Origin of the sequence: Paenibacillus antarcticus, assembly GCF_001637225.1 — a bacterium.
In the GTDB taxonomy this organism is placed as follows: Bacteria; Bacillota; Bacilli; order Paenibacillales; family Paenibacillaceae; genus Paenibacillus_AQ; species Paenibacillus_AQ antarcticus.
The window spans coordinates 216,513-239,359 of the sequence record NZ_LVJI01000002.1 but is presented as its reverse complement, the minus strand read 5'-3'; the positions used below and the strand labels follow the sequence as shown (position 1 = coordinate 239,359).

Genomic DNA, 22,847 nt, shown 5'->3' with positions numbered 1-22,847 from the left:
CATATCCAAGCTCTCTTTAATGGTATACATACACGATAGCAAACCAATATAAACTAAACCTCAACTCGACCTATTCATAAAGTCACATTTGATCGGTTGATATTCACTTTATCTATATGAGTTATACTTATCTTCGTAGAAACTTACACTAATAAAGCCTTGTGGAGGTAACCTTATGTTTAATATCCTTGTGGTCGAGGATGACCATACATTACGCCAGCTATTCTGTACCGTTCTAACTAGAAATGGTTACCGTGCACTATCTGCTGAAGATGGTGCAGATGCTCTCACTTTACTAGATAAGGAATATATCGATTTGATTATCTGTGATATTATGATGCCTCATATGGATGGCTATGAGCTTACTAGAATACTTAGAGAAGCCAACTTTAATCTTCCGATCTTAATGGTAACAGCAAAAGAAAGCTTTACGGACAAACAAAAAGGTTATCTCATTGGAATTGACGATTACATGGTTAAGCCCATTGATGTGAACGAGATGATCCTTCGTGTCAGTGCACTACTTCGCCGAGCCCAAATTATCAATGATCGCAAGATTGTATGTGGTAATAGCCTCTTAGAATATGATTCTTTGACGGTCGTTCAACATGATGAGCGGATTATACTTCCACAGAAAGAATTCTATCTTCTATATAAATTAATATCTTATCCGAACAAGATCTTCACCAAGCAACAGCTGATGGATGAAATTTGGGGGATGGATACGGAATCCGACGAACATACGGTGGTTGTGCATATTAACCGATTGAGAGAACGCTTTAAGGGATGTCCCGATTTCGAGATCATTACGGTCAGAGGTCTTGGTTATAAGGCGGTGAAATTAGTATGATCAAGAACAACAATAGAAGTCTGTGGTGGTCTCTAGTATCCTTAGTCTTTGTAAGTATGCTTGCATCCTCATTACTTATGGCTCTCTTAGCGTTGATCTATTTTCGCTACGGCAATTTTAATATCCATGGTAGGATTCCCTTTCCACCTATTCTAATCATTATGCTGATTAGTCTGATCACCGGTTACATCATCACCTTATATGTAGGCAAGAAAATATTGTCCCCTATTACAGATTTCAGCAATGCGGCTAAAGAAATAGCCAACGGCAACTTCGATATTCATCTAAATGAATCTCATCGAGTCAGTGAGATCAGTGAAGTCGCGCATCATTTCAATATTATGGTTCAAGAGTTACAGAGCATAGAGACACTTCGGAATGATTTCGTTGTCAACGTATCTCACGAATTCAAGACACCCATCGCAGCCATTGAAGGTTATGCCACGCTATTGCAAGATAAGACCATCACGAAGGAAGAACATGACGAATATACCGGGATGATTGTAAGTAGCGCACGGCAATTGTCTACCTTGTCTGGTAATATCCTCAAGATCTCCAAGCTCGAGAACCAAGAAGTGATCTCAGACAAAGCAGCGTATCGATTAGATGAACAAGTCCGCCAAGCTTTATTACTACTAGAACCGATATGGTCCCCTAAAGAACTGACACTGAACATTGAGCTTGCGAAGCGTGTGTATCATGGTAACGAAGAACTAATGATGCAAGTGTGGTTAAACCTGCTCGGAAATGCGATTAAATTCACACCAGAAGGCGGAGAAATATCGGTTAGTCTTACCTCTAATGAGCACTGTATAACCGTAACCATCTCAGATACGGGTATAGGCATGACAAAGAGTGTGAAGAAACATATTTTCGAGAAATTCTACCAAGGAGATCATGCCAGATCTCGTGAAGGTAACGGACTCGGTCTCCCTCTAGTTAGTCGTATTATCAACTTATGCGGCGGTACGATTGACGTTAGAAGTGCATTGGGAGAAGGCTCGACCTTTACGGTCAAGTTGCCTGTGGAGTGAGGGGGGCATATGATTCTCGATAGATTACAGTCAGTGCCCCATCCCCTCCAGGGATAGAAAATGCATCTGACACATCAAAAAAGGACCCTCTCACAGATATCATATCTGAAAGAGTGCCCTTCACCCGAATTATAGGAAGTAATTCGTAATGGATTGGTCACGGGACATTACTGCTTCACTATCTAGCTTCTTCTTCAAATATGTTTTGTCGGAGGAAATGAACACACCCATAATCAAATCCACAACAAACAAGAAGGTAATATGATTGGACATCAACGCGCTGTTATTCACGGATATTTTGTCCGGGACGATGATATCGACATCCGCGTTCTCCGTAATGGGAGAGTCATAGTAGCAGGTTATCGCGATCGTCTTCGCCTGATTCATATGAGCTATGGACACGCCATCCACAATCTCTTTGCTCGAACCCGAGCGAGAGAAGGCAATGATGACATCTTCGGAATTACACTGTGAGGCTGCAATTTTCATCGCTCTGCTGTCACTGATCGCTTCGGACATGATACCAATAATGGCTAACCGATTCTTTAATGCGATAGCCGCCAGATAGGAGTCGAACAGACCGAACAAATAAATTTTGCGCGAATTCTTCAGAATATCCACAACGCGATGGAGTTGCTCCTCCGTAACGAGTGCCGAAGTATTTAAGATCAGTTCATTGTAATCCAGTGCGAGCGCATCAATGGCATTGATCTCGCGTCTCTCTTTCTTCTTGGACTGCATTTCCCGGTAAAAGGCGTCTTGGGCAAAAGCGATTTTAAAATCAATAAAGCCTTTGAAGCCTACCTTCTTGCAGAATCGGTTAATGCTCGTCTCCGACACACCAATCTCATTGGCAATGGCCGTGATCGTATTACTAGTAATAAACTCTGGATTATGAATGACATAATTGGCGATCTGATTCTCACCATATGTAAGCTTTTGTGTTTGCGATACGATCTTTGCAATGACCGCTGGAACCTGTGAAGACATGAACCTCTCCTCCTTATCTAACGATGGAATACGGCTATTTCAGTAATCCCCGCTAGCATCCATCATTATATCACACCACATAAGGTATTGAGAGTTGAACATGGTAAATCATACCCAATTATTCCATTCTTGCATGCTGTGCCTAAATTGTTCTATAGACATCGTCTTATTCTCTATGAGGTAGACGTAATCTAGCAAATTCGGCAGGTAGGGAAGTCCCATAATCTCTTTGCAGAAAGCATGGGCTGCAATTTCACTACATTTCACTACGCTTGACCTTTTCGTATAGAATCCAAGCTTTAAGACGTCTATCGGTTCCAGAAGTTCATTAGTAAATCTCCCAGACTTGTACTCTAGGTAATGATAGAATTCATGCGCCAAATGAATATCGATGAGCCGATCTAGATCCGGACTCTCTTGATGACCCATAACGCTCTCAAGAGCCTGCTGCATCTCTGATAAGGAAGAAGAATAGATCATTATTTCTGGCGGATCCTTCGCAAAATCAATTTGTGCGCGAAAAGAGACGTTATGGAATTTGCCTGACTTGCTCGTGATTTCATGCTTCAGTCCTTCTCGCTGACATAGCGATCTCACCGAGGTTCCCATATAACCTGCTGCCATCTGCCTGCCCATGTCTAGCGACGACCTCACATAATACGGAATTTGTTCCTTAGGTATTCGATGAAATAAAGGATCCTGTTCAAGCTCCGCACAAGCCAGCATTTCATCTGAGAGTACGTCTATCACTTCTCGCATCGACACGACCGTTCTCCCCTTCCTATTGGTAGGCTATGACAATCAGTTCGTCTTCCGCTACCAACATCTCCGTCTCGATCTCCAGAATCGACATCAACTGCTCCTTCGTCTGCATTCCTGTTAGATCTAACATCTTCTCTTTATAAAAGACAAATGCCTTCGGTATAGTCGCATTGGCATCGGAATATATCGTGTTGTCATCCAGAAATTCACCGAGGTATCCTCCGAACTGGGACTTCGTAATCTTCGTGAATTGAACATTCCCCTTCTTGAAACGAACAACACCTTCACGGTCAAGGACGCTGGCATATGTCGTTCTCTTCTTCATCAGACCAAAGAATGATTTCTTCACACGCTCATTGCTAAAAACACTCCATCTCCCTGTCTGTGCCGCCAACACCGTTGATTCTACTGGCTGATCTACCGATTGGGCTGCTGTCGTACGCATATCCTCTATAGACATGGCCTCCTGCCCTAACTCCTTAGACCGAAGCTCCGTTGAACCTGTGGCTATGGCACGCAGAATGTTCTTCTGACTATCGATTTCAATCGTAACCTCAACCGTGTCTTCACTAGCACCTGATTTGACGATTCGCTCTAGCACTTCGGCACGTATTCGCTTAATATCACCCTCGGTCGGATTGACAACCGTTCTCTCAAGCTGCTCCTTGACCATAGCCAATGCAACACCAATCGTGGACACATAAGGCGCATTGTTGGCGATTCTGAATTTCATATGCTCTCGCTCAGCCATTGCCGGAACAAGCACCGCCCCACTCCCGCCTCCGCCAACCAAGGTCACGAAGGATCTGTCCAATTCATAATCTTCAATCATGTCATTCACTGTCTTCATCGTCTTATCGATCGCAATATTCATGACCGCTCTGGCTGCTTCCTCGACCGTCAATCCGACATGCGCAGCAAGTGCTTCCCACGCACTGATTGCCGATACCTTGTTACCTTCCGCATAATCTCCTTCAGGAATGTATCCAAGAATGTTAGCTGCACCAGCCAATGTATAGGAATAGTCCTTCCCGTTCCCACTTTCACAAATCACATATTCCTGTGGGTCTCCATCTCTGGGACTAATAAACTTCACTTTAGGCTGCACAATCTGATCACTTGGAGCAAATGCCTCATATTCTTTGCCCGCGATGTGTGCGCTTCGCGGTCCAATATCAATGATTCTCCCATTGGCTACTTTAATCATGCTTCCTCCGGCAATACCAAGGGTACGAACATCCAGCGATTGCAGATACGTTCGATGTCCACCGACCTGGGCATTCTTAATCATGACCTTCCCGTTCTTAATGACAGATATATCCACACTTGTCCCGCCGACCTCGAAGAATATCCCGTCTGAGATCTTCTCGTACATCAATGCCCCCGCAACGCCTGCTGCAAGACCCGAAAGCATCGTGAGAATGGGACGCTTACGTACTTCATCAATACTCATCACGCCACCATCACATCGCATAATCATCAGTGGGGATTTGATGTTCGCGTTCTTGACGGATTTCTCTGTCATGTTGGCAGTCTCCATCATTTTGGGAATGAGCGATGCATTGACAACTGCCGTTCTGGTTCGTGTCTTCAATCCGTACAGCTGAGAAATTTCATGGCCTCCTGTCGCATATATCCCTTTCTTATGCGCGATCTCAACCACTCGAAGCTCATTCGTCGGATCGTCTACACTATACGCTTCAGACGCTACAATGACTTCTGCCCCTTGCTTCGCTAGATCATCTATTGCCGCAGCAATATCTTCCTCCTTCAAGTTCTTTGAGTCCAGATACGTATGATACGTCTTCAAATATTTGCCCGGAGCGAGCTCAATATTCCCCGGATTGGATTCCGAACGGGCACTTATACCGTCTAGCCCAGAGCCCATCCCGATAATACCAACTCGTGCCACGTCACCCTCTAGTAGTGCATTCGTTGCCTGCGTCGTTCCGTGTGCAATAAAGGTGACATCATCTGGTAGAATACCCTGACTCTCCAGAATTTGATTCAAAATTTGAACGATCCCTTTCGCCACGCCATCTTCATCGTGGTGAGTGGTCGGTATTTTCATCTTAGTAATGACTTCATATGTTTCATTGTCTATCACAGCAGCATCCGTAAATGTACCTCCAACATCTATCCCTACTCTAACCTTTCTTCTGTCCATCATATGCTCCTCCTAAATGACAGGCAGGAGCCCGCAAAGGGCCCTGCCCGAAATAGTCTCACCCATTAGAAGATCATGAATGATCCGATAACCATGGAAATAAGAACAGCCACCACCATCCAAGGCAACGTCTTTTTCAAAATTTCATTGATATCACTCTTCGTGAAATCTGCTACCCAAACATTATGTGAGTTCGTCGGATCGGATACCGCTTGGACGTTACTGACAACACGCAAGGCAAGCATCGCGGCTATAGGTGTCATACCAGCCGTTACGAACAGGGCAGCAATACCGCTACCGAGTCCCCATACATTTAGAGGTCCGCGGTAGATCGCAAGTGGCGATAACAGCGTGAAGAATATAACGTACATCCACGGACTACTTGGAAGCACACTCTCAATGAGTGGTGAAATGAGCGATGCTACTTGTGGCGCCATGACCGAATTGAGCAAGATACCAATGCCGATCATCAGGGCCAGTGCTCCTGCAATATCTTGGATTCCTTCTACAAGCGCACTGGATAGCACATGAATTGGGCGCTTCGGTAACGTCAGAATAATCGTTACAATCGCACCTATAATAACCGCGGGCACGATATCGAGCTTGAATGCAAAGACAAGAATGACGGGAACGAGTGGGCTAATCAGCGCAATGGTGGGAACCTTACGACCATCCCCTCCGGTGCTAGCGCCCGTAGGCATCGCCCATGCTTTGCGTCCCTTGCCGTCTATTCGAATATAAAAGACAATCATCGCCAAGGAGACTATAATTAATGGCAATGCGGCAACCAGTGTATAATCCGCAATCGTCTGAACAGACAGACCCAGTACATCAACATAAACCGCCCATGTAGATACGTTGAACAATGCACCCACACCGACCCCCGATAGGACGACGATAGAAGCAACGAACTGCGATATTCCCGCTGTCAGCATAATTGGAATAACAATCGTTCCGACCAAGATCACCATACCTAGGCCACCTGCCGCAGAAAAGATAATGGAAGCGGTAACAAAAAATAGGATTGCAATGATCAGCGGCTTGTCACCAGCAAGTTCAGCGGCTTTTCGAATGATCGATTTCGTAATGCCAACTTTATTGAGAATTTGACCGAACCAGGCACCGAACACTAGACCTGCGATCGCACCAGAAAGTCTCATCGATCCCGCAGATAGAATGGTCTTGGCTATTGTCGTCGCTTCTGGATCGTTCGACATCCATGGAACCCCTGCGATCACCGCAAACAGTATAGCCATAGTGGGAAGTGCAAGAATGGTAGGCAGTTTCCTCGTCATCATTAACCCAATAAATACTAAAAAAATGACCAAAATCCCGATGGCTTGAACCCACATTAAAGATGTCACACCAATCTCCCCTCTCATATTGGTTACACTTGCATTCCCTATCCATTCGCTAGTCTATACTTCCAGGTAGGCACCCTGTTCTTTCAGAACAGCCTGCACATCCTTGATGTTCACATCTTGAACTGTAGTCCCCTTCTGAACAGCTAACGCTGCCGCAACACCTCCGGCATGACCAATGGCTCCTGTTGTAGGGGTTGTTCTCATCGCTGCCTGGGCCTCAAAGGTCGCTGAAATACATCTGCCAATAACAATCAGGTTCTTCACCGACTCGGTAATCATACAGGAGTAAGGAATACTGTACATACCGCCCCATACCAGCTTCTGGTGCTTCGTTCCCTCACCGTCGGGACTATGGATATCGATCGGATAGCCCGAATGAGCAATCGTATCTTCGAATTTGCGCTGTTCAAGAAGGTCCTCCGCCGTGAGCGTATATATGCCTTTGATCTGTCTTGAACTCCGGACGCCAATGGATGGACCTGTATATTCTACGACAGCATTCTCAAAGCCAGGAATATATTTATGTACGAACAATTCAAGCTCCCGACACTGCTTACGTCCTACCATTTCAGCCTTACTCAAGCTAATCGCATCTGTGGCATCATGGCCCAAAATTCGAGTCGTATTCAGAATAACTTCGCCAGGGTTGTTCGTCTCAAAGAACAGAATGTTCTCACGTGGGATCGATATTTCTCCCTTGGCCTTCGCTTCTCTGAATAGACTATCGAAGCCACCTACAGATAACCGTGACGATGTCTCGATAATGGATGTATCCCCGTTATACAGTGGGAAATCATCCGGATGCTCATGTATGTATTGTTTCACTCTAGGAATATTCACGTTGTACATCTTCATATTCAGTGTCATCGGCTGGGTCGCCCCATCAGACTCTCTGCCTATTGTATAATCGACACCCGCTCTAGCAGATAAATCGCCATCTCCCGTAGCATCAATGAATACAGAGGCATGAATTTCACTTAGTCCCGATTTATTGCAGACGGTAATACTGACAACCGTTCCGTCCTCTGTCTTCACATCACCCAACATCGTATGATATAAAATTTCGCCGCCATTCTCCACTACCATTAACTCCAATTCATGCTTCATGGCCTCTGCATCAAATGGCGTAACCGAATACGTAAAACCTACCGTATCCACGATATGTCCAGGCGATTTACCCAGTTTCTTCAGTCGCTCAATAAGTTGGTCCGTATATCCTTGAATCGCCTGCTTCTCACCTGCATGAAACGTCATCATTGGACCTACCCCATTGGATGTTAACGTTCCTCCTAAGAAACCCTGCGATTCTACAATCAGTGTCCTTGCTCCTGTACTAGAAGCAGCAATCGCGGCCATAGCGCCAGAGATGCCTCCGCCCATCACGACAACGTCATATAGTTGATTATTTCCCAATCTCCTTCACTCCCTTTAGGTCATGATTAATCATTTCTTGATCATAGATTAACAAACCACCTTCAAAATGTAAATGCTTTCAGGATATTATTTTCTAAATAAACTTAAATATAGAAAATTATTTACTAAGAAAAAAGCCTTGGGAGAGCGTAAGCAGAATTCATACCTGCTTACGCTCTCCCAAGGATGATAATCGGTCTGGTGTGACCGTGTATTTAGAGATTGTGATTGTTAAGTTATTTATATGCTGCGGGTTCTGGTTAGATTCTTAGATGATCGTTTCTGAGCCTGAACTTGACGTTGTGAGAAGGGTCTTAACCAGCTCCATTCAAATAAAAAAGAACCAGTGCTCAATCATATGAGTTCTGGTTCTTGTATTTATTGATCACATTTTAGTCGTCATTATGGTTGTCGTCTTGATCATCATCATCGTCATCATTGTCAAAATCTTTATCGACAGAAACAATCTTAGCCGTCTTCGCATCCACCTTAACTTCAGCAGTTCCGCCATCTATCTTCAATTCAACTTCATAGACCAGTCTACCATCATCACGATCTAGATCAACTTCGATAAATGTTCCTTTGAGATGATTCACTGCGATAGCACTTGCTTTACTAGCTCCAATCATAGAGTCAATCGCAGTAGATGTATCGTTCGTATATTTATAATCGTCTTCGTCATCATCGTCGTTATCACTTCTAACCCCTAGAGACTTACCTGTATATGCCTCGATTAACACGTCAATTTCCTTCTGTCCTTGATCGATCTCGACCTTGTAATACACCTGCGTATTCTTCTTCTTAAGCTCAATGCTCTCGACCTGACCCTTAGCTAGAGCAAGTGCTTTTTGTTCTGCTAGCTCAACTCCAATAACTTGCTTCTGCGTGCTGTTACTTGTGCTAGAATTAGCAGCTTGTACACTTCCTACTCCGTATACTCCACCGATTGCAATAATAGCTAGTAATGCACCAGCACCTATTTTCTGTTTCATCTTCATTTCATGTTCCTCCTCATATGTTACTTTCTTTTATATTCTCAATATACCCTTACCAAATGAGAGCAAAGAGATAGCAACATTAGAATTTGATGAGAAGGGCATCTGTATGGATTATATAATGATTGTTCTTCTAATCTTCAATGTCGTCATCATCGTCCCAAGTCACCGACATGATCACACCCGAAATCCCATTCACCTGTACTACCGCTTCACGTCCATCATCTGTTTCAATCTCCACAAGATAATATCCACTTCCATCCTTATCTTTGAACTTCATTTCACGCACAATACCAGGTACCTGCTTAAGAGATAAAGCGATAGCTTCTTCTCTGGTAACCAACGTTCTTACTCCTTTATCCGTACCCGTGATAGGATTCTTAGTTGGTTCAACCACATCCGGTATTATCTCATCAGTGACAACAGCTTCTAAGCGTTCAATCGATGTGATTTCCCCCTCATCTCCATCTACCCTCAGCTCGTAAAGACCCTTCTCTCTCTGAAGCTGTATGACATATGCATCATTCTCAAGAGTTGTACTCACAATCTCACCTGGATACTGTACTAACACATCCCGAACGACTTCCTCCTCTGATAAAAGAACAGGTGAGCTAGTCCATGGTTTCCATACTAATCCAATCGTTGCTAATCCCAGAAGAATCAGTACAACGACCGACATCCGTACGATTCTTTTGTTCATTCGTGATCACCTCCGTTCATATATCCTTAATATAAAGGTATGGGGTTAGAATACGGTGAGAATCAGCACAAGCCGATCTTCGTTACTTCTCTTTGTATCCATATCTCTGCAGTCGTTCCTTCCCCTTCCACACTATGAAGCTCAATACGTACTCCGATCGCTTCTGCTATCTCTACAGCTAGGGAAAGACCAAGTCCTACGCCCCCACCCTGTCTATTTCTCGCCGCATCCACTCGGTAGAATCGATCAAACACAAGAGGTAACTTATCCTTAGCAATCCCAATTCCACGATCAACAATACGTATATAGCCCTCACCCTTTAATGATCCAACATCAACTACGATACGATCATCACTATACTTCTGAGCATTATCCAAAAAGATAAATAACAACTGCTTCAATTTACTCTCATCACTATAGCCAAACACTTCATGTTGCCCATTCACATGGATCTCCCTACCATACGCATTTCGGAATGCTTTAGCTGACCCCATTGCTAATTCCGAGAGATCCAATACCTCCATGCTGATATTCCATTGCTCCTTATGCTTAGCAAGCAATAGGAGCTGTTCTGTCATTTCTTTCATTCGAATCGCTTCCGAATGAATGGCTTCAATGGATTCATTGAATAGTTCTGGGCGATCCAGCCCTTTTCTTTTCAATAGACTGGCATAACTCTCGATAATCGTCAGAGGGGTCTTAAGTTCATGCGATGCATTGGCTACAAATTGTTCTTGGCTTTTATAATTACTCTCAAGAAGCTGTATCATATCATTAAATGTCATACCCATTTCCATCAACTCATCTTTGGATTGTCCCTCTAACTTCAACTTTTTGAAACGCCCACTACGTCGAATTTCTTGCATCGTTAGGGTCATCGCACGGATTGGCTTCATGATAACTCGACCCAGTAAGCGGATAGAGAACAATACAGGAATGAGCGCAATACATGTAACGATGATGAGCACGACCCGCAGAACTTGAAGTGTATCCATCGTGCCTTGTATACTTTCCGTCACTTGAACATTCATCACTTCACCATTCGACCAGATCACAGGTATGGACACCATGATATATCTCTGATCTAGAACGTCCATGACTTGAACCCGCTTGATTGTGTCATATATGACCTTCTGCTTACTGAGATCTTGTTGAGACACTGAAGTAACGGGAGCAAGACTCGTCCCATTGGGTCCTAACATTCGAATCATCCCGTCAACGGGTACATATCCACGCAATAAATCTTGTGTGGGAATCTCCCCCGCAGCCTGACGCATCGCGTTAGCAACTTGTAGCGTCTGAGCTTCTGCACGATCTACTTGGTTATTGACTGACAATTGACTAAACGTATAGTATGTAGCTAAATTCATGACAATTAGTAATATGGCAAACAACACAGACGAATATAAATGTATTTTGCTACGTAGTCTCATGGACTGTCCTTGAGAACATACCCAACACCCCGAACCGTATGAATGAGGTCCGAATCGCCAGTACGATCAATCTTTTTGCGTACATAACGTATATATACATCAATGACATTCGTATCTCCGAAATAATCGTAACCCCATACGGCAGACAATATCTGTTCTCTGCCCAACACTTGCCGCTGGTTCTTCAGAAGATACACAAGTAAATCGAATTCACGTGGGGTTAGATCAATCGTATCATCCCCTCTAAACACTTCCCTCGTGCTTTCGTTCAACTTCAAATTGCCTACACTTAGCCACTGCTCTGGGATCACTTGCTCCATCTGAAGAGAACGCAATCTTAAAGCAGCACGCACACGAGCGAGCAGTTCTTCAATAACAAACGGCTTCGTAATATAATCGTTAGCCCCTAGATCAAGACCTGACACCTTATCTTCAATGGAACCTCTCGCCGTCAGAAGTAAAATAGATATTTGTGAATCGTTAACCCTAATTTTCCTTAGCAACTCAATCCCACTCATCCCTGGAAGCATCACATCTAACAGAATGAGATCTATCCCACCTGCACGATACATTTCCAACGCATCTAATCCATTGCCTGCCTTAGCCACGCGATACCCTTCGGATTCCAACTCAATCTCAAGAACCCTAGCGATTCTTTCCTCGTCCTCTACGATCAGTATGTATTCACTCAATGCTAACGCCCCCGTTCTGATCTCGTATGATGTCATGTCATTATTTGAAAAGGATAATCAATGAATCGTATCCAGAACAATCGTTTACCGAAATGGCAAACTTACAATATAACCAATATAGAAGAATACCTCTCTACATAGAAAAGGGATTGTACTGTGTAATGTCTGATATACCGAACTTTGTGTCGGTGATGAGTATGTCTTCATTCCCATCCTTTCAGCAATTAAAGTTGCACGTTTCATATGTAATGGGTCACTAACGATCGTGAATGTCTTCAAGTTATGTTTGGAAGCTATATCATAAGCGTATTTGAGATTCTCTTCTGTAATTCTTGATTGGGTTTCAATAAGGATATCTTCTGCATCCACATTATTGTTAATGGCATAATCTCTCGCAACCTCTGATTCAGCAACTTTATCATCATCGCCTCTACCACCTGTAAATATGATTGTATCCACATAACCATTCTCATAAAGCCAAATCGCGTGATTTATCCTTTCACGTAATACAGGAGATGGTTCACCATCCCAAGCAGCCGCACCGAGTACAATAGCCGCATCAGACTTAACTAATTCAACTTTATCACCGAAAGACCAAATACGGTATGCTGAGTAACTTATCAGAACAAGAATCACGACTATCATAACGAAGGCTAACTTACCTAACACCTTTATCATCCTAAACCATGCAACCTTCAGCGTTATATGTTTTCACCATAATGTTCTCCTTCAGAGTTACAATTTATTAGTATTTTCATAGTTGGTTGACGGCATCTTCAATCTTCTTCTGATATTTATCCAAATCTCCGGATGGTGCGAAATATACGACCAATACATTAGCATTCGTAATATTCGCAAATTTCGTTAAGCTTGTTATCGTATAGTGTTGGTTCTTAATCGCTTGTTCTACCTGGTTATTCCCATCAAATAAGTATACCAGTATATAATCCTCGCTCTTAGGGTCAGCCTGAATTGTAAATTTGTATGGGTAGACCTTTTCAAGAGCATCGCTTGACTGCCTTCCTTCCTGCTGCATGCTGATCCCTTGGGTTTCGAGCGATGCTTCCAATCCTTTGAGGATATCACCATCTACAGCTTGTTCCGAACAGCCACTGATAAGCATAAGGATTAGAGTATACATTAACAAGCCCAATACCGCTCTCTTCATCATAAGCATCCCCTTTATGTTATTGTGTACTATGACGTTGCATGTGGTTGCTTTGTTTCATAAGTAACTAGCAAAAAAGCTGATTAGAATTCCAATCAGCCTGTTTAGTATCCCTTATTCAATTGTTAGTATCTTGTATGTTACTTATTTTGAGTAGAGAATCGGTTCCTCTATACTCTTAAAGCAACTTAATCAGTTCTTCAAGCTCATCAACCAATACTTTAGCAAGTTCAAAATTAGTATCTTTTAAAGCCAATTCTATTTTCGTTTCAAGTGCTTTTTTGTTTTGTTCCTTTTCTAAATAATCTCGATCAAAATGATTAGCATAAATCATCTGTTTAAATTTTTTCATTTTCATTTTTCTAATCGTCTTATCGTCAATGATTAGCACATAATCCATCCCATTTACCACAGAATAGAAATCATGAGAAATCATGAGAATCGCACCTTTATACTCTTCAATGGCTTTCTCTAGTGCGATTTGTGTATAGGTGTCTAAATGACTTGTCGGTTCATCCAGAAGCAATACGTTTGCTTTACTGGCAGAGACTTTAGCCAATTGAAGTATGTTTTTTTCTCCACCAGATAAAGATTCAATCTTCTGATTAACGATTTCGCCTTCAAAGCCATAGTGTGAAATATATGATCTAACCTCATCATACGTTTCAAACCCAGCATCGATGAATTCTTCTAGTATGGTATTAGAATCCTTTAGAACTTCGCCTTGAAGCTGAGATAAATAAGCCACTTTAGCATCAGCATTTATTTCAATGGATTCATGACTATTGTTAAAGATATCTCGAAGCAAAGTCGTTTTCCCAGTACCATTTGCACCGATCAGGGCTACTTTATCCGTAGATTTGATCTCAAAGTTCACATTTTCTAACAGCAACTCATCAAAGGCAACACGATAATTACTGACATTTATAACCGTGGTGTCTTCTTCCAGTTCATGATCAATATCTAAGCTAATATTCGGTTGCTTAATATCTACGAATGGCGCTTTAAGTCTACGTGCTTCCAATCTTTCTTGAAATTTAACTCTAGCTTTGAGCGCTCTCCCTCTAGATGCTTCTGAATTATATTCTGCGATACTTCTAAGATTATCAATTATGATGTCATTTCTCTCAATTTCTTCACCCTCAGCGACTGTGAGTTCTTGTAACTCGATCTTCGTCTGAAGTAATGAGAAGTTATAATCAATAAATCGTCCATCAAACTCTTGGATCTCCATGTTCTCAAGGTGCAACATTTTGTTGAAACAATGATTCAATAGATATCTGTTGTGCGTAACAACTAGCAGTATGCCTTTGTGAGAATTAATAAGATTCTTAAGCGCATTTAGGTTCTCAAAGTCTAAAAATACATCGGGTTCGTCCATAATCATTAAGTCTGGACTACTCAGCATTTCCTTCATCACTTGAATAAGTTTGAATTCCCCACCACTCAGGTCGGATACCTTAACATCTCTTAGCTTCATGAGGTTGGCTAGATTTAGTTGCTTATGAATGTTGCTCTCAAAATCATTCCCATCCATTGCATCAAATACATCTAAAGCTAGTTGATATTTTTCTAGTAACGGATCAATATCCGTTGATGTTTCCATCTCCGTGCAAATCATATTTATTTCATTCTGTATCTTAATAAACTCTTCACCTATATATTCGAACACGGTTGTTTCTTTCGTTCTGTCTAGTTGTGAGAACTGACTTACATACCCGATTGTGCAAGTTGGGTCCATCTCTAGCTTGCCTTCGTACATATATCTTTCTGGATCCATCAATATATCGATCAGTGTACTTTTCCCACTGCCACTTGTTCCTATAAAAGCACAATGTTGTGCCTCTTCAAGCGTAAATGAAATGTTGTTATATAGTTCTTTTTGCGGAAATGAGAAGGATAAGTTATCGACTTTTATCATAGTGTTACCTTTCTTTATAACTAAATTAGTGAGTATTGTTAGATGTAATGAGGAGCATAGATTGTGAGTTTATCGTTGAGTTGTTAGAATAACACTGTTTACAGCCAACTACAATCAATTTAGATTAAAGTTGTTCGTGAGATGGAAATAGACAACTTAGAACAATATGATAAGCGTGTGGGGTTGATCGTTAGAATGAAGAGGCTTGCCTGTAATCTCTCCATTATAATTCCTAGAGGTTGTAACATCTATTCATTCAGATGTATTACTGTGACTTCAACCCATTTATATTTTTTCTCTTCTCTCAAAATGCTAAAAGCTCTGCATAATTACACAAGAAGTTTTAGACAAAATCATACCTTTCTGAACTGATTATTAAGTATCGTTTACTCACCATTATCTCACTAGCTAAAGCATTACATATTGAATGATCCATTCTCATAGAAAATATCGAGTTGGAAGAGTAAATGATATAACTGGACACGATGCCTACTGATGTAATAATGAATGGAATTCGATTCCTACTAGTCTATTATATGTAAATGTGCACAATACTTTAATCTATCTATTGGCAAATGGTCTATATTTCAAATCCAACCTTGATCACGTGCTTTCTCGGTGGCTTGCTGTCTGGTCTCTACCTCAAGCTTTTGAATGGCTAAAGACAAGTAGTTCCTGACTGTTCCGTCTGTTAGAAATATTCTCTTTCCGATTTCCTTAGTCGTCAGCCCCTCTTGTGCCATCCGCAGCACTTCTGTTTCTCGCTCGGTAAGCGGATTTTCTTCCTTAAGAAAAAGCGCCGCTGCTAAATCCATACTTACGACCCGCTCACCCGCCATTACCTTACGAATGGAGTCAATTAAGAAATCAATCGGTTCATCTTTTAATAAGTAGCCCTCTACCTTCAATGCCATTGCTTTTTGCAAAAAACCAGGGCGGGCATACGTGGTCACAATAATGATTTTCGATGTGCTCCCCTCTTGTCTAAGTCTCTCGGCAATTTCAAGACCCGTAAGTAAGGGAATCTCGATATCGAGTAAACAAACATCCGGCTGATATTGCTGAATAGCCTCCCACGTTGCTTGACCGTCCGCTGCTTCCGCTACGACTTCAATATCATCTTCTAAGGATAATAAAGAGATCAATGCCCCTCGAAGAAGTTGTTGATCTTCTGCTATGACTACACGTATCACGCCTACTTCACCTTCCTATTCCTCATCAGTGGAACTTTTAAGGTAATCGCAGTTCCATTGTTTGGATATGCCACAATATGAACTTCTCCTTGCAGCAAAGCCATACGTTCTCTAATAGATTGAATCCCGTTGCCCTGCCCCTCCATTAGGTTGCCATTCCCATCATCGCTCACTTGAATATGATAATACTCATCTTGTTCGAGTTGGCTGATTGTACAATGTTTAGCTTCGCTATGTTTAATAATATTAGTAATGGATTCTCTGACGGAAAGCGCCAGCATCGTCTCAGCCACATTGGTTAGCAGAGATCTAGACTCTTTATTGTTTACGATCAATTCAATCCCAGCCTTGTGACAGATATCCCTTGATAATTCATATTCTTTCGCAAGAGATATAAATTTCATATCCGTAACTAGTTCTCTCACTTGTTGTAAAGCCAATCGGGATGTGTTCACAATATCATTCAGTTCATCCTTAGCCTTCTCTGGGTTCTTATCGACCAATCTTAACGTTAACTCGCTCTTTAATTTAATCATCGTCAACGTTTGCCCGAGCGTATCATGTAGGTCCCTTGCGATCCGGCTTCTTTCCTCCTCTTGAATATAACGCTCAAGCTGAGCATTGGCTATATCAAGCTTTTCTTTCAAGAAATTAGCCTTCGTTCTTGTATAAATAACGATGGGTGTGACAAGCTGAGCAATAAGGGTTGGGAAATACGTGGGTGTGAACATTCCAATTGGGCTACCCTCATTGATCCAGCAGAACACCATAAACATAACTATGATTCCAGCCATCCCTACACTGATAATCCACTTGTGATACGCTCTGCCAAGCAGATTTGCAAACACAAAGCCATACAGTAGTAGCCAACTATCGACGTACATGCTAAGTGCTACAATTAACAGGCATCCCACGAGACTGCCCACGAGTAAACGCCAATCCCGATGCCATAAGCCAATATAATAACAAGCTACAAATAATGCGATGAATAATAGTTTGACTGCAAAGTGGATGGCCCATTCTGACATGACAACGCGATAAATTAGAAATATGACAGCGATCAAATCAATAAATAGATATTTCTCAATCTGATCTGCGGGGTAAATCTTCTTCAACATGATTAGATGCACACCTTATTTGTATAATCATTCTGCTAACTATTTGCTTAATAGATTAGAAGTAAACCTTCGTGCTGATTCCATTGGACCATACTTAAAGCGCTTCAGCCATAGGGATGCAAATATAACCTGAACATAGCTTATGCCTAGCCATATAAACACAATCGTTATGGAGTCGACTTTGCCCCCAAGACCGAAGCCCCATCCATAGAAAATTACTGTAGCAATCACATTCTGAAGTACATAGCAGCTGAGTGACATTTGGCCTACCTGCTCAAGTCTACTCCACAGCCAAAGCTTCTGATTAGCTTCTACTAACTTAGCAATCAACGCAATATATCCGAGCGAAAGAATGGGTGCAAATAAATAACGGACGGGTAAATCAAAGTAGCCGCCTGGTACAAATATAAGTAAATTCAACGGAATACCCATGTATAGTCCGAAATGAAGTAGTTTCTTTCTTTGCTGTCTCCCATTCTCATCAGGAGCAAACGTCCCGGATCTCATTAAACGAATCCCTAATAGAAACAGAAAAATGTTCATTGGAATAACGAAAATGACTTCTAAACGCAACATAACAAAATTTGCAAACCGATTCTGCACTTGCTGAACCCAGCTGCCATCTCTATATAATAATATAGTCTCATTCATATTTCCTAAAGAAATATTAGCCCCGGTTAAGCCAAGGTAGATTCCAAGAACCAATAGAAGGAGCATGATTCCCCCATGCAGTCCGCCAGCAATCTTCATCACGCGCCGCATGATGGGATCACCGCCTTTGATAATAAAAGCTGCAATGATCGCTGTTACGCCATAGCTCATCAGAATATCATATTCCAACACAAGGATGAAGTGGATGAATCCTTCCACCATAAGTATAATGGATGTCCATATATATACACCTGGCCAAGCGGTACCTCTTCTTAATGCCTGCTGATACTTCATCTCAAGTCCTACTCCGAACATAATGGTTAACAAGCCAAGGAGCTTGCCATTTACTAGAAACAACACCAAATTTCTTACGAAATCTTGGATTGAAGCCCACCATGCATTGTGATTAAAGGAAAATATATAGTTCAAATCCCCCAAGTGTGCCAATATCCAAATATTTGTTCCAAGTGTACCTAACACAGCAAAACCTCTCAATATATCTAGCAAGCGAATTCTTCCACTGTCCCTCTCCATTGCGTCAATCATCCCCTCGTCAATAAGTACCTTCATTGTATCTCTGAACGAATGGGTACGATATTCACGACAGTCAGCAATTTGATATGACACTGTCATAAATACTCGGTCTCAAATAAAGAGACCTTGAATGGCATATAGCCAAACAAAGTCCCCTTACTTATATATCTAAATAACTCAAGTACAAATATCTTCTATGTTACTAGAAAATGGAGTGATATTGTTCTGAAGGATGGTTTGTGACTCTTGCTGATAATTGAATTAATACATCGTCCACTCTCTGCATCAGTCTCTTAAGATACGCTGTTTCCATCTGCTCAATGAGAGAGATATCTATAAGACTTGCTAGAAAGTGCATGGAATGAATAAACATCACGGTATCCAACTCAGGACCTGACTCTTGAACTGTAAGCTCCACCACATCTTCCAGTGATAATGAATACGGAGGAAACACACTATTATTCTCTTTCATGTACAGCGCCTGAAGCATGGACTTTAATGCTCTATCGCTAAATATAATACACACATGAGGTGAGTGCTGATGTATAAATAGAAGTGTACAATTCATATGGATCTGTGAGAGATTATGTAGATTACTTATAGTCTTAGATTGAGTTGAGCTATAGCCCTGTGTTCTAGTCATCTTGTTTGTCTTATCTCTGCATTCAGCCATGAAGGTTAGGTTATTCATATGCTTCAGCTCCTACTTCCGTTATTATTCGATTATATTGAGGTATAATATATATTTCATAATGCTAAAATACATATGTTAATGGGTCATTCTAGAAGTGAGGAAATTGCTATCTTCCTATCATTATTAATATTTACAATATATGTATCATATCACTCTTTATAATTTGTAGGCAATAGCCTACAGAAATATCCCTATGAAATGGCATATGATTATCTTTAACTATCAAAAAGGGGTTTTAAAGTTGGCAACTAATGATAAGAAGAAGTTAAATGAACTCCTCGCATTTGGAAGGGCCCTTCGGAAGATTCGAAAAGTGAACCAACTAACCCAAGACGAACTCAGTTTATATTCCCGTGTCGATCGGTCTTATATTAGTGAACTCGAGAACGGTGAAAAGGCTCCTTCTTTACTTACTATTATCTCTCTAGCCAATGCATTACATATTAAACCATCCGTTCTCATAGAGAATTTCGAGATGGAATTGAAAGAATAACTATTTTATACTTTAGAGATTGAATTATAGTTTGTGTTCCCCAGTTCTTCTACATAGGTAACTAGCAAAAAGCTGATTGGAATTCCAATCAGCTTTTTTAGTATGTATTATTCAAGTGTTAGTATCTTTTATGTTACTTATTTGGATTCGATTTACTAGCCTTTTCAATATGCTCTGCCCTAACACTTAGATCTGTGATGTTCGCTTCTATTAGAGAATCATAGATCATCTGAATATCCGATTCAGATAATACCTTGTCTGGTTGCTCTGCCTGAATTCGAAGTAGCTTTCGCGTAATATATTCGGATAACTCGACGTCATAGACGATGAGATCATCCGATTGGATTTGTCTAAGTTCAGGATCAATACTAAAACGGCAACGCATAGTAAAGGAAACCAGTGAGATGTATCTAACTTCTGTATAACTCGGTAGATAACTTTTAATAGCCTGAATATGACCATAGTTCTGCATGAATGGATTATACATTTTAAACCGATTACTCACCGTCCATGACTTTTCTGCCCGCTTGCCCTTGATCTCACCATTATAGTTCTTAGTCTCAATCACAAATAGACCCCGAGGTGTGATCACCACATGATCAATCTGCGAATAACCCGTACGAGACTTGGTGTTCACCACCATTAAGTCGCTTAAATACTTGCATCCCTTCGGAAGCTGATCGAGCTGAATATTAATTTTATGTTCGCCCAGTTCACCAATCCGAGTTGGTTGTATTTTGGGATTTGCTTTAGTTAGGGCTGTTGTAGGTTTACTTGTCGTTGGTTTCTGTTTCTTCTTCGGAGCTGGTGAGGATTTAAACATAGATAATAGTTTTTTCAACATGGTCATTGATGCTCCACTCATATGTATTCTTGGAACCTCAACTCCGTTTCTTCTTTTTCCAAGTATTCAGCTTATTCTCTAAGGCAATTCCATTAATCAATTTAATATTTAGGCTTTCAGCAGCCTCTCTAGCTTTCACTGTGAAATTGCTAGTCGTCACAACCCATGCATCATAACAACCATGCACTTGTTTCCCTGCCTTTAATCTAAGAACAATATCATTACCGACATTCTGCTTCCAGCGCTTACACTGCACTGCAATCTTATACCCTTCCTTACCACGTAATATTAAATCTACCTCATGATCCCCTGACCCGCCGATTCGTTCAACTGAGTACCCTTGATCCTTATAGTACATCTCCATTAGTCTTTCAAAATCCGTTCCAGATAGTGCGTGAATATCCGCTGTTATTAGCTGTGGATCCGTTAGCTTCATTGAAGCTCTTGCTTTACTTTCCTTTGTGGTTACATTTTTTCGAGTTGAAGTGACACTGGTAGTCTTACTAGTAGAAGTCTTCTTAGCCACTCTTCTCTTACGTGTCCATGAAGCTCCAATCCATTCAGCAGCAATAATCCCAATGAAGAAAACAGCTACAAATATGCCCCAATGTAATTTCGGGAACAATAGATAGAAGGATAATGTAAATATTACAAACAGTGCTCGTAGTGCATATGCTATTTGTCTACCTTCCGCGTAATACGTTTTTGCCATTATGTTCTCCTTTGATGATTGAATTTATATACCAAATGTGTCTTTATGTTTGATGGGTATGGCTTATCTAAAAATAAACTTAGATAGGCCAATATATCTTTCTCAAAGGAACTAACGATCTTGTCTCAGAATCAAAATTATCATAGTTCTGTATGATTAACTCCACCAAGAGATCTAGATCGATTAGAGATAATGGGACATTCGATCTTTCGGCCTCGTATTTCGCCTCTTTTGTAAATCCACCTATCGATACGTATATCCCACGATCTCCTGGTCTAAGTCCTCCAGTGAAACTACGTACTTCATTCGATCCCATCTGACCCGCACGATGCTTCACTTCAGCGATGATTCTTGGCTCCTCCAAACCGAGGCCATCAGGAGATGCCAATATATCTCGACCACGATCTGGTCCCTTAGCAGATATCCGTGTCTTATATCCCATCCCCCTAAGAATACCTGCGACAAGCTCCTGCATTTGCTCCCAGTCTAAGCTCACTATTTTATCTTTGATAAACTCATGAGATTTGAGGATAACGTCTTCCTTGATGACCTCTAGCTCTCCCTCTTCTGTCTCATGTTTTACTTCCGTCGGACTGACTTGTACCTCTAACCCCAAATATTTATGCAACTCATCCCTTACCTCTTCAGGTATAGCAATAAGAGTTAGGATAGATCCTAACGTATTCCTAGCACTTACAGATAAGGAATCTCTTAACACTTTACCTTTCCAAGTCACCTTACGCACATGCGACATATCTGAAATTAATGAATTACTATATGTATATTCAGAGTCAATATTACCTAAGTAGTACAAGCGTTCATCCGGATTATATGTAATCACTTCATCATGTATTTTAAACTCACAAGCGAACCTATACAGTTGCCCAGCTGTAATATTAACTTTGCCATCTTTATATTCGGGATAATGCTTTTTCAGGGAATTTTTAATCACACCAGTTGAAGTAGCTCCTTTAAGATCACCAACTTCATTCCAACCTATCGCTACTACCTGTTTATTAATAAATTCATCAAAGAGATATGCCCCTTCTCCTGCTCGAACTAACCACATCTTCCTACTCATAATCACACCTCTTTCAATCATCTCTTTTTAGGCCATTC

General features: G+C 41.4%; 22 protein-coding genes. 3 read left to right on the top strand and 19 right to left on the bottom strand.

The window, feature by feature from the left end; genetic code table 11:
• Positions 1-175 precede the first annotated feature (175 nt).
• Positions 176-850, top strand: a complete 675-nt coding sequence (locus PBAT_RS03940; protein ID WP_068646778.1) for a response regulator transcription factor — start codon at positions 176-178, stop codon at positions 848-850.
• A complete protein-coding gene (locus PBAT_RS03935) occupies positions 847-1,884 on the top strand; it encodes a HAMP domain-containing sensor histidine kinase (protein WP_068646776.1) in 1,038 nt (345 codons plus the stop codon). The genes PBAT_RS03940 and PBAT_RS03935 overlap by 4 nt, the downstream gene beginning before the upstream one ends.
• 129 nt (positions 1,885-2,013) lie before the next feature.
• Here the strand turns inward: PBAT_RS03935 and PBAT_RS03930 are convergent, their stop codons facing one another.
• The 16 genes from PBAT_RS03930 to PBAT_RS03855 all read right to left on the bottom strand — a co-directional run bounded on the left by PBAT_RS03930 (position 2,014) and on the right by PBAT_RS03855 (position 19,676).
• Positions 2,014-2,874 carry a MurR/RpiR family transcriptional regulator gene (locus PBAT_RS03930; RefSeq protein ID WP_068646774.1) on the bottom strand — a complete coding sequence of 287 codons (861 nt, stop codon included), beginning with the start codon at positions 2,872-2,874 and terminating at the stop codon, positions 2,014-2,016.
• Between the two features lie 108 nt (positions 2,875-2,982).
• Positions 2,983-3,633 (bottom strand): hypothetical protein, encoded by a 651-nt coding sequence (locus PBAT_RS03925; protein WP_068646772.1) that lies wholly within the window; start codon positions 3,631-3,633, stop codon positions 2,983-2,985.
• Between the two features lie 22 nt (positions 3,634-3,655).
• A complete protein-coding gene (locus PBAT_RS03920) occupies positions 3,656-5,803 on the bottom strand; it encodes a hydantoinase/oxoprolinase family protein (protein WP_068646770.1) in 2,148 nt (715 codons plus the stop codon).
• Positions 5,804-5,868: 65 nt separating this feature from the next.
• Positions 5,869-7,167 (bottom strand): citrate transporter, encoded by a 1,299-nt coding sequence (locus PBAT_RS03915; RefSeq protein ID WP_248912402.1) that lies wholly within the window; start codon positions 7,165-7,167, stop codon positions 5,869-5,871.
• A gap of 54 nt (positions 7,168-7,221) precedes the next feature.
• A complete protein-coding gene (locus PBAT_RS03910; RefSeq protein WP_246168559.1) occupies positions 7,222-8,580 on the bottom strand; it encodes an FAD-dependent oxidoreductase in 1,359 nt (452 codons plus the stop codon).
• A 392-nt stretch (positions 8,581-8,972) separates the two neighbouring features.
• Positions 8,973-9,578, bottom strand: coding sequence for a PepSY domain-containing protein (locus tag PBAT_RS03905; protein ID WP_068646768.1), 606 nt, complete (start codon positions 9,576-9,578; stop codon positions 8,973-8,975).
• Positions 9,579-9,708: 130 nt separating this feature from the next.
• Positions 9,709-10,275 (bottom strand): PepSY domain-containing protein, encoded by a 567-nt coding sequence (locus PBAT_RS03900; protein WP_068646767.1) that lies wholly within the window; start codon positions 10,273-10,275, stop codon positions 9,709-9,711.
• A gap of 62 nt (positions 10,276-10,337) precedes the next feature.
• Entirely contained in the window at positions 10,338-11,708 is a 1,371-nt protein-coding gene (locus PBAT_RS03895) for a sensor histidine kinase (RefSeq protein WP_068646766.1), read from the bottom strand.
• The gene (locus PBAT_RS03890) at positions 11,705-12,400 is read right to left on the bottom strand and encodes a response regulator transcription factor (protein ID WP_068646765.1); all 696 of its coding nucleotides are present in this window, start codon (positions 12,398-12,400) and stop codon (positions 11,705-11,707) included. Before PBAT_RS03890 ends, PBAT_RS03895 begins: the two co-directional genes overlap by 4 nt.
• An 84-nt stretch (positions 12,401-12,484) precedes the next feature.
• Entirely contained in the window at positions 12,485-13,078 is a 594-nt protein-coding gene (locus PBAT_RS03885) for a YdcF family protein (protein ID WP_068646764.1), read from the bottom strand.
• Positions 13,079-13,154: 76 nt separating this feature from the next.
• A complete protein-coding gene (locus PBAT_RS03880; RefSeq protein WP_068646763.1) occupies positions 13,155-13,568 on the bottom strand; it encodes a hypothetical protein in 414 nt (137 codons plus the stop codon).
• A 178-nt stretch (positions 13,569-13,746) separates the two neighbouring features.
• A complete protein-coding gene (locus PBAT_RS03875) occupies positions 13,747-15,489 on the bottom strand; it encodes an ABC-F family ATP-binding cassette domain-containing protein (RefSeq protein WP_068646762.1) in 1,743 nt (580 codons plus the stop codon).
• Positions 15,490-16,076: 587 nt separating this feature from the next.
• The gene (locus tag PBAT_RS03870; protein WP_068646760.1) at positions 16,077-16,682 is read right to left on the bottom strand and encodes a response regulator transcription factor; all 606 of its coding nucleotides are present in this window, start codon (positions 16,680-16,682) and stop codon (positions 16,077-16,079) included.
• A 2-nt stretch (positions 16,683-16,684) separates the two neighbouring features.
• Positions 16,685-17,800: a sensor histidine kinase gene (locus PBAT_RS03865; RefSeq protein ID WP_068646758.1), complete on the bottom strand. Its 1,116-nt coding sequence runs from the start codon at positions 17,798-17,800 to the stop codon at positions 16,685-16,687.
• Between the two features lie 39 nt (positions 17,801-17,839).
• A complete protein-coding gene (locus PBAT_RS03860) occupies positions 17,840-18,985 on the bottom strand; it encodes a DUF418 domain-containing protein (protein WP_068646840.1) in 1,146 nt (381 codons plus the stop codon).
• 202 nt (positions 18,986-19,187) lie between these two features.
• Positions 19,188-19,676 (bottom strand): hypothetical protein, encoded by a 489-nt coding sequence (locus PBAT_RS03855; RefSeq protein ID WP_068646756.1) that lies wholly within the window; start codon positions 19,674-19,676, stop codon positions 19,188-19,190.
• Between the two features lie 244 nt (positions 19,677-19,920).
• On the opposite strand from PBAT_RS03855, the gene PBAT_RS03850 reads away from it, so the two are divergent.
• Positions 19,921-20,172 (top strand): helix-turn-helix domain-containing protein, encoded by a 252-nt coding sequence (locus PBAT_RS03850; RefSeq protein ID WP_084402817.1) that lies wholly within the window; start codon positions 19,921-19,923, stop codon positions 20,170-20,172.
• Between the two features lie 133 nt (positions 20,173-20,305).
• Here the strand turns inward: PBAT_RS03850 and PBAT_RS03845 are convergent, their stop codons facing one another.
• From PBAT_RS03845 to PBAT_RS03835, 3 genes are all read right to left on the bottom strand, one after another.
• Positions 20,306-21,016: a nuclease-related domain-containing protein gene (locus PBAT_RS03845; protein WP_068646754.1), complete on the bottom strand. Its 711-nt coding sequence runs from the start codon at positions 21,014-21,016 to the stop codon at positions 20,306-20,308.
• Between the two features lie 37 nt (positions 21,017-21,053).
• Positions 21,054-21,728 carry a restriction endonuclease gene (locus tag PBAT_RS03840; RefSeq protein WP_068646752.1) on the bottom strand — a complete coding sequence of 225 codons (675 nt, stop codon included), beginning with the start codon at positions 21,726-21,728 and terminating at the stop codon, positions 21,054-21,056.
• A gap of 79 nt (positions 21,729-21,807) precedes the next feature.
• Positions 21,808-22,809, bottom strand: coding sequence for a restriction endonuclease (locus PBAT_RS03835; protein ID WP_084402816.1), 1,002 nt, complete (start codon positions 22,807-22,809; stop codon positions 21,808-21,810).
• Positions 22,810-22,847: the final 38 nt, after the last annotated feature.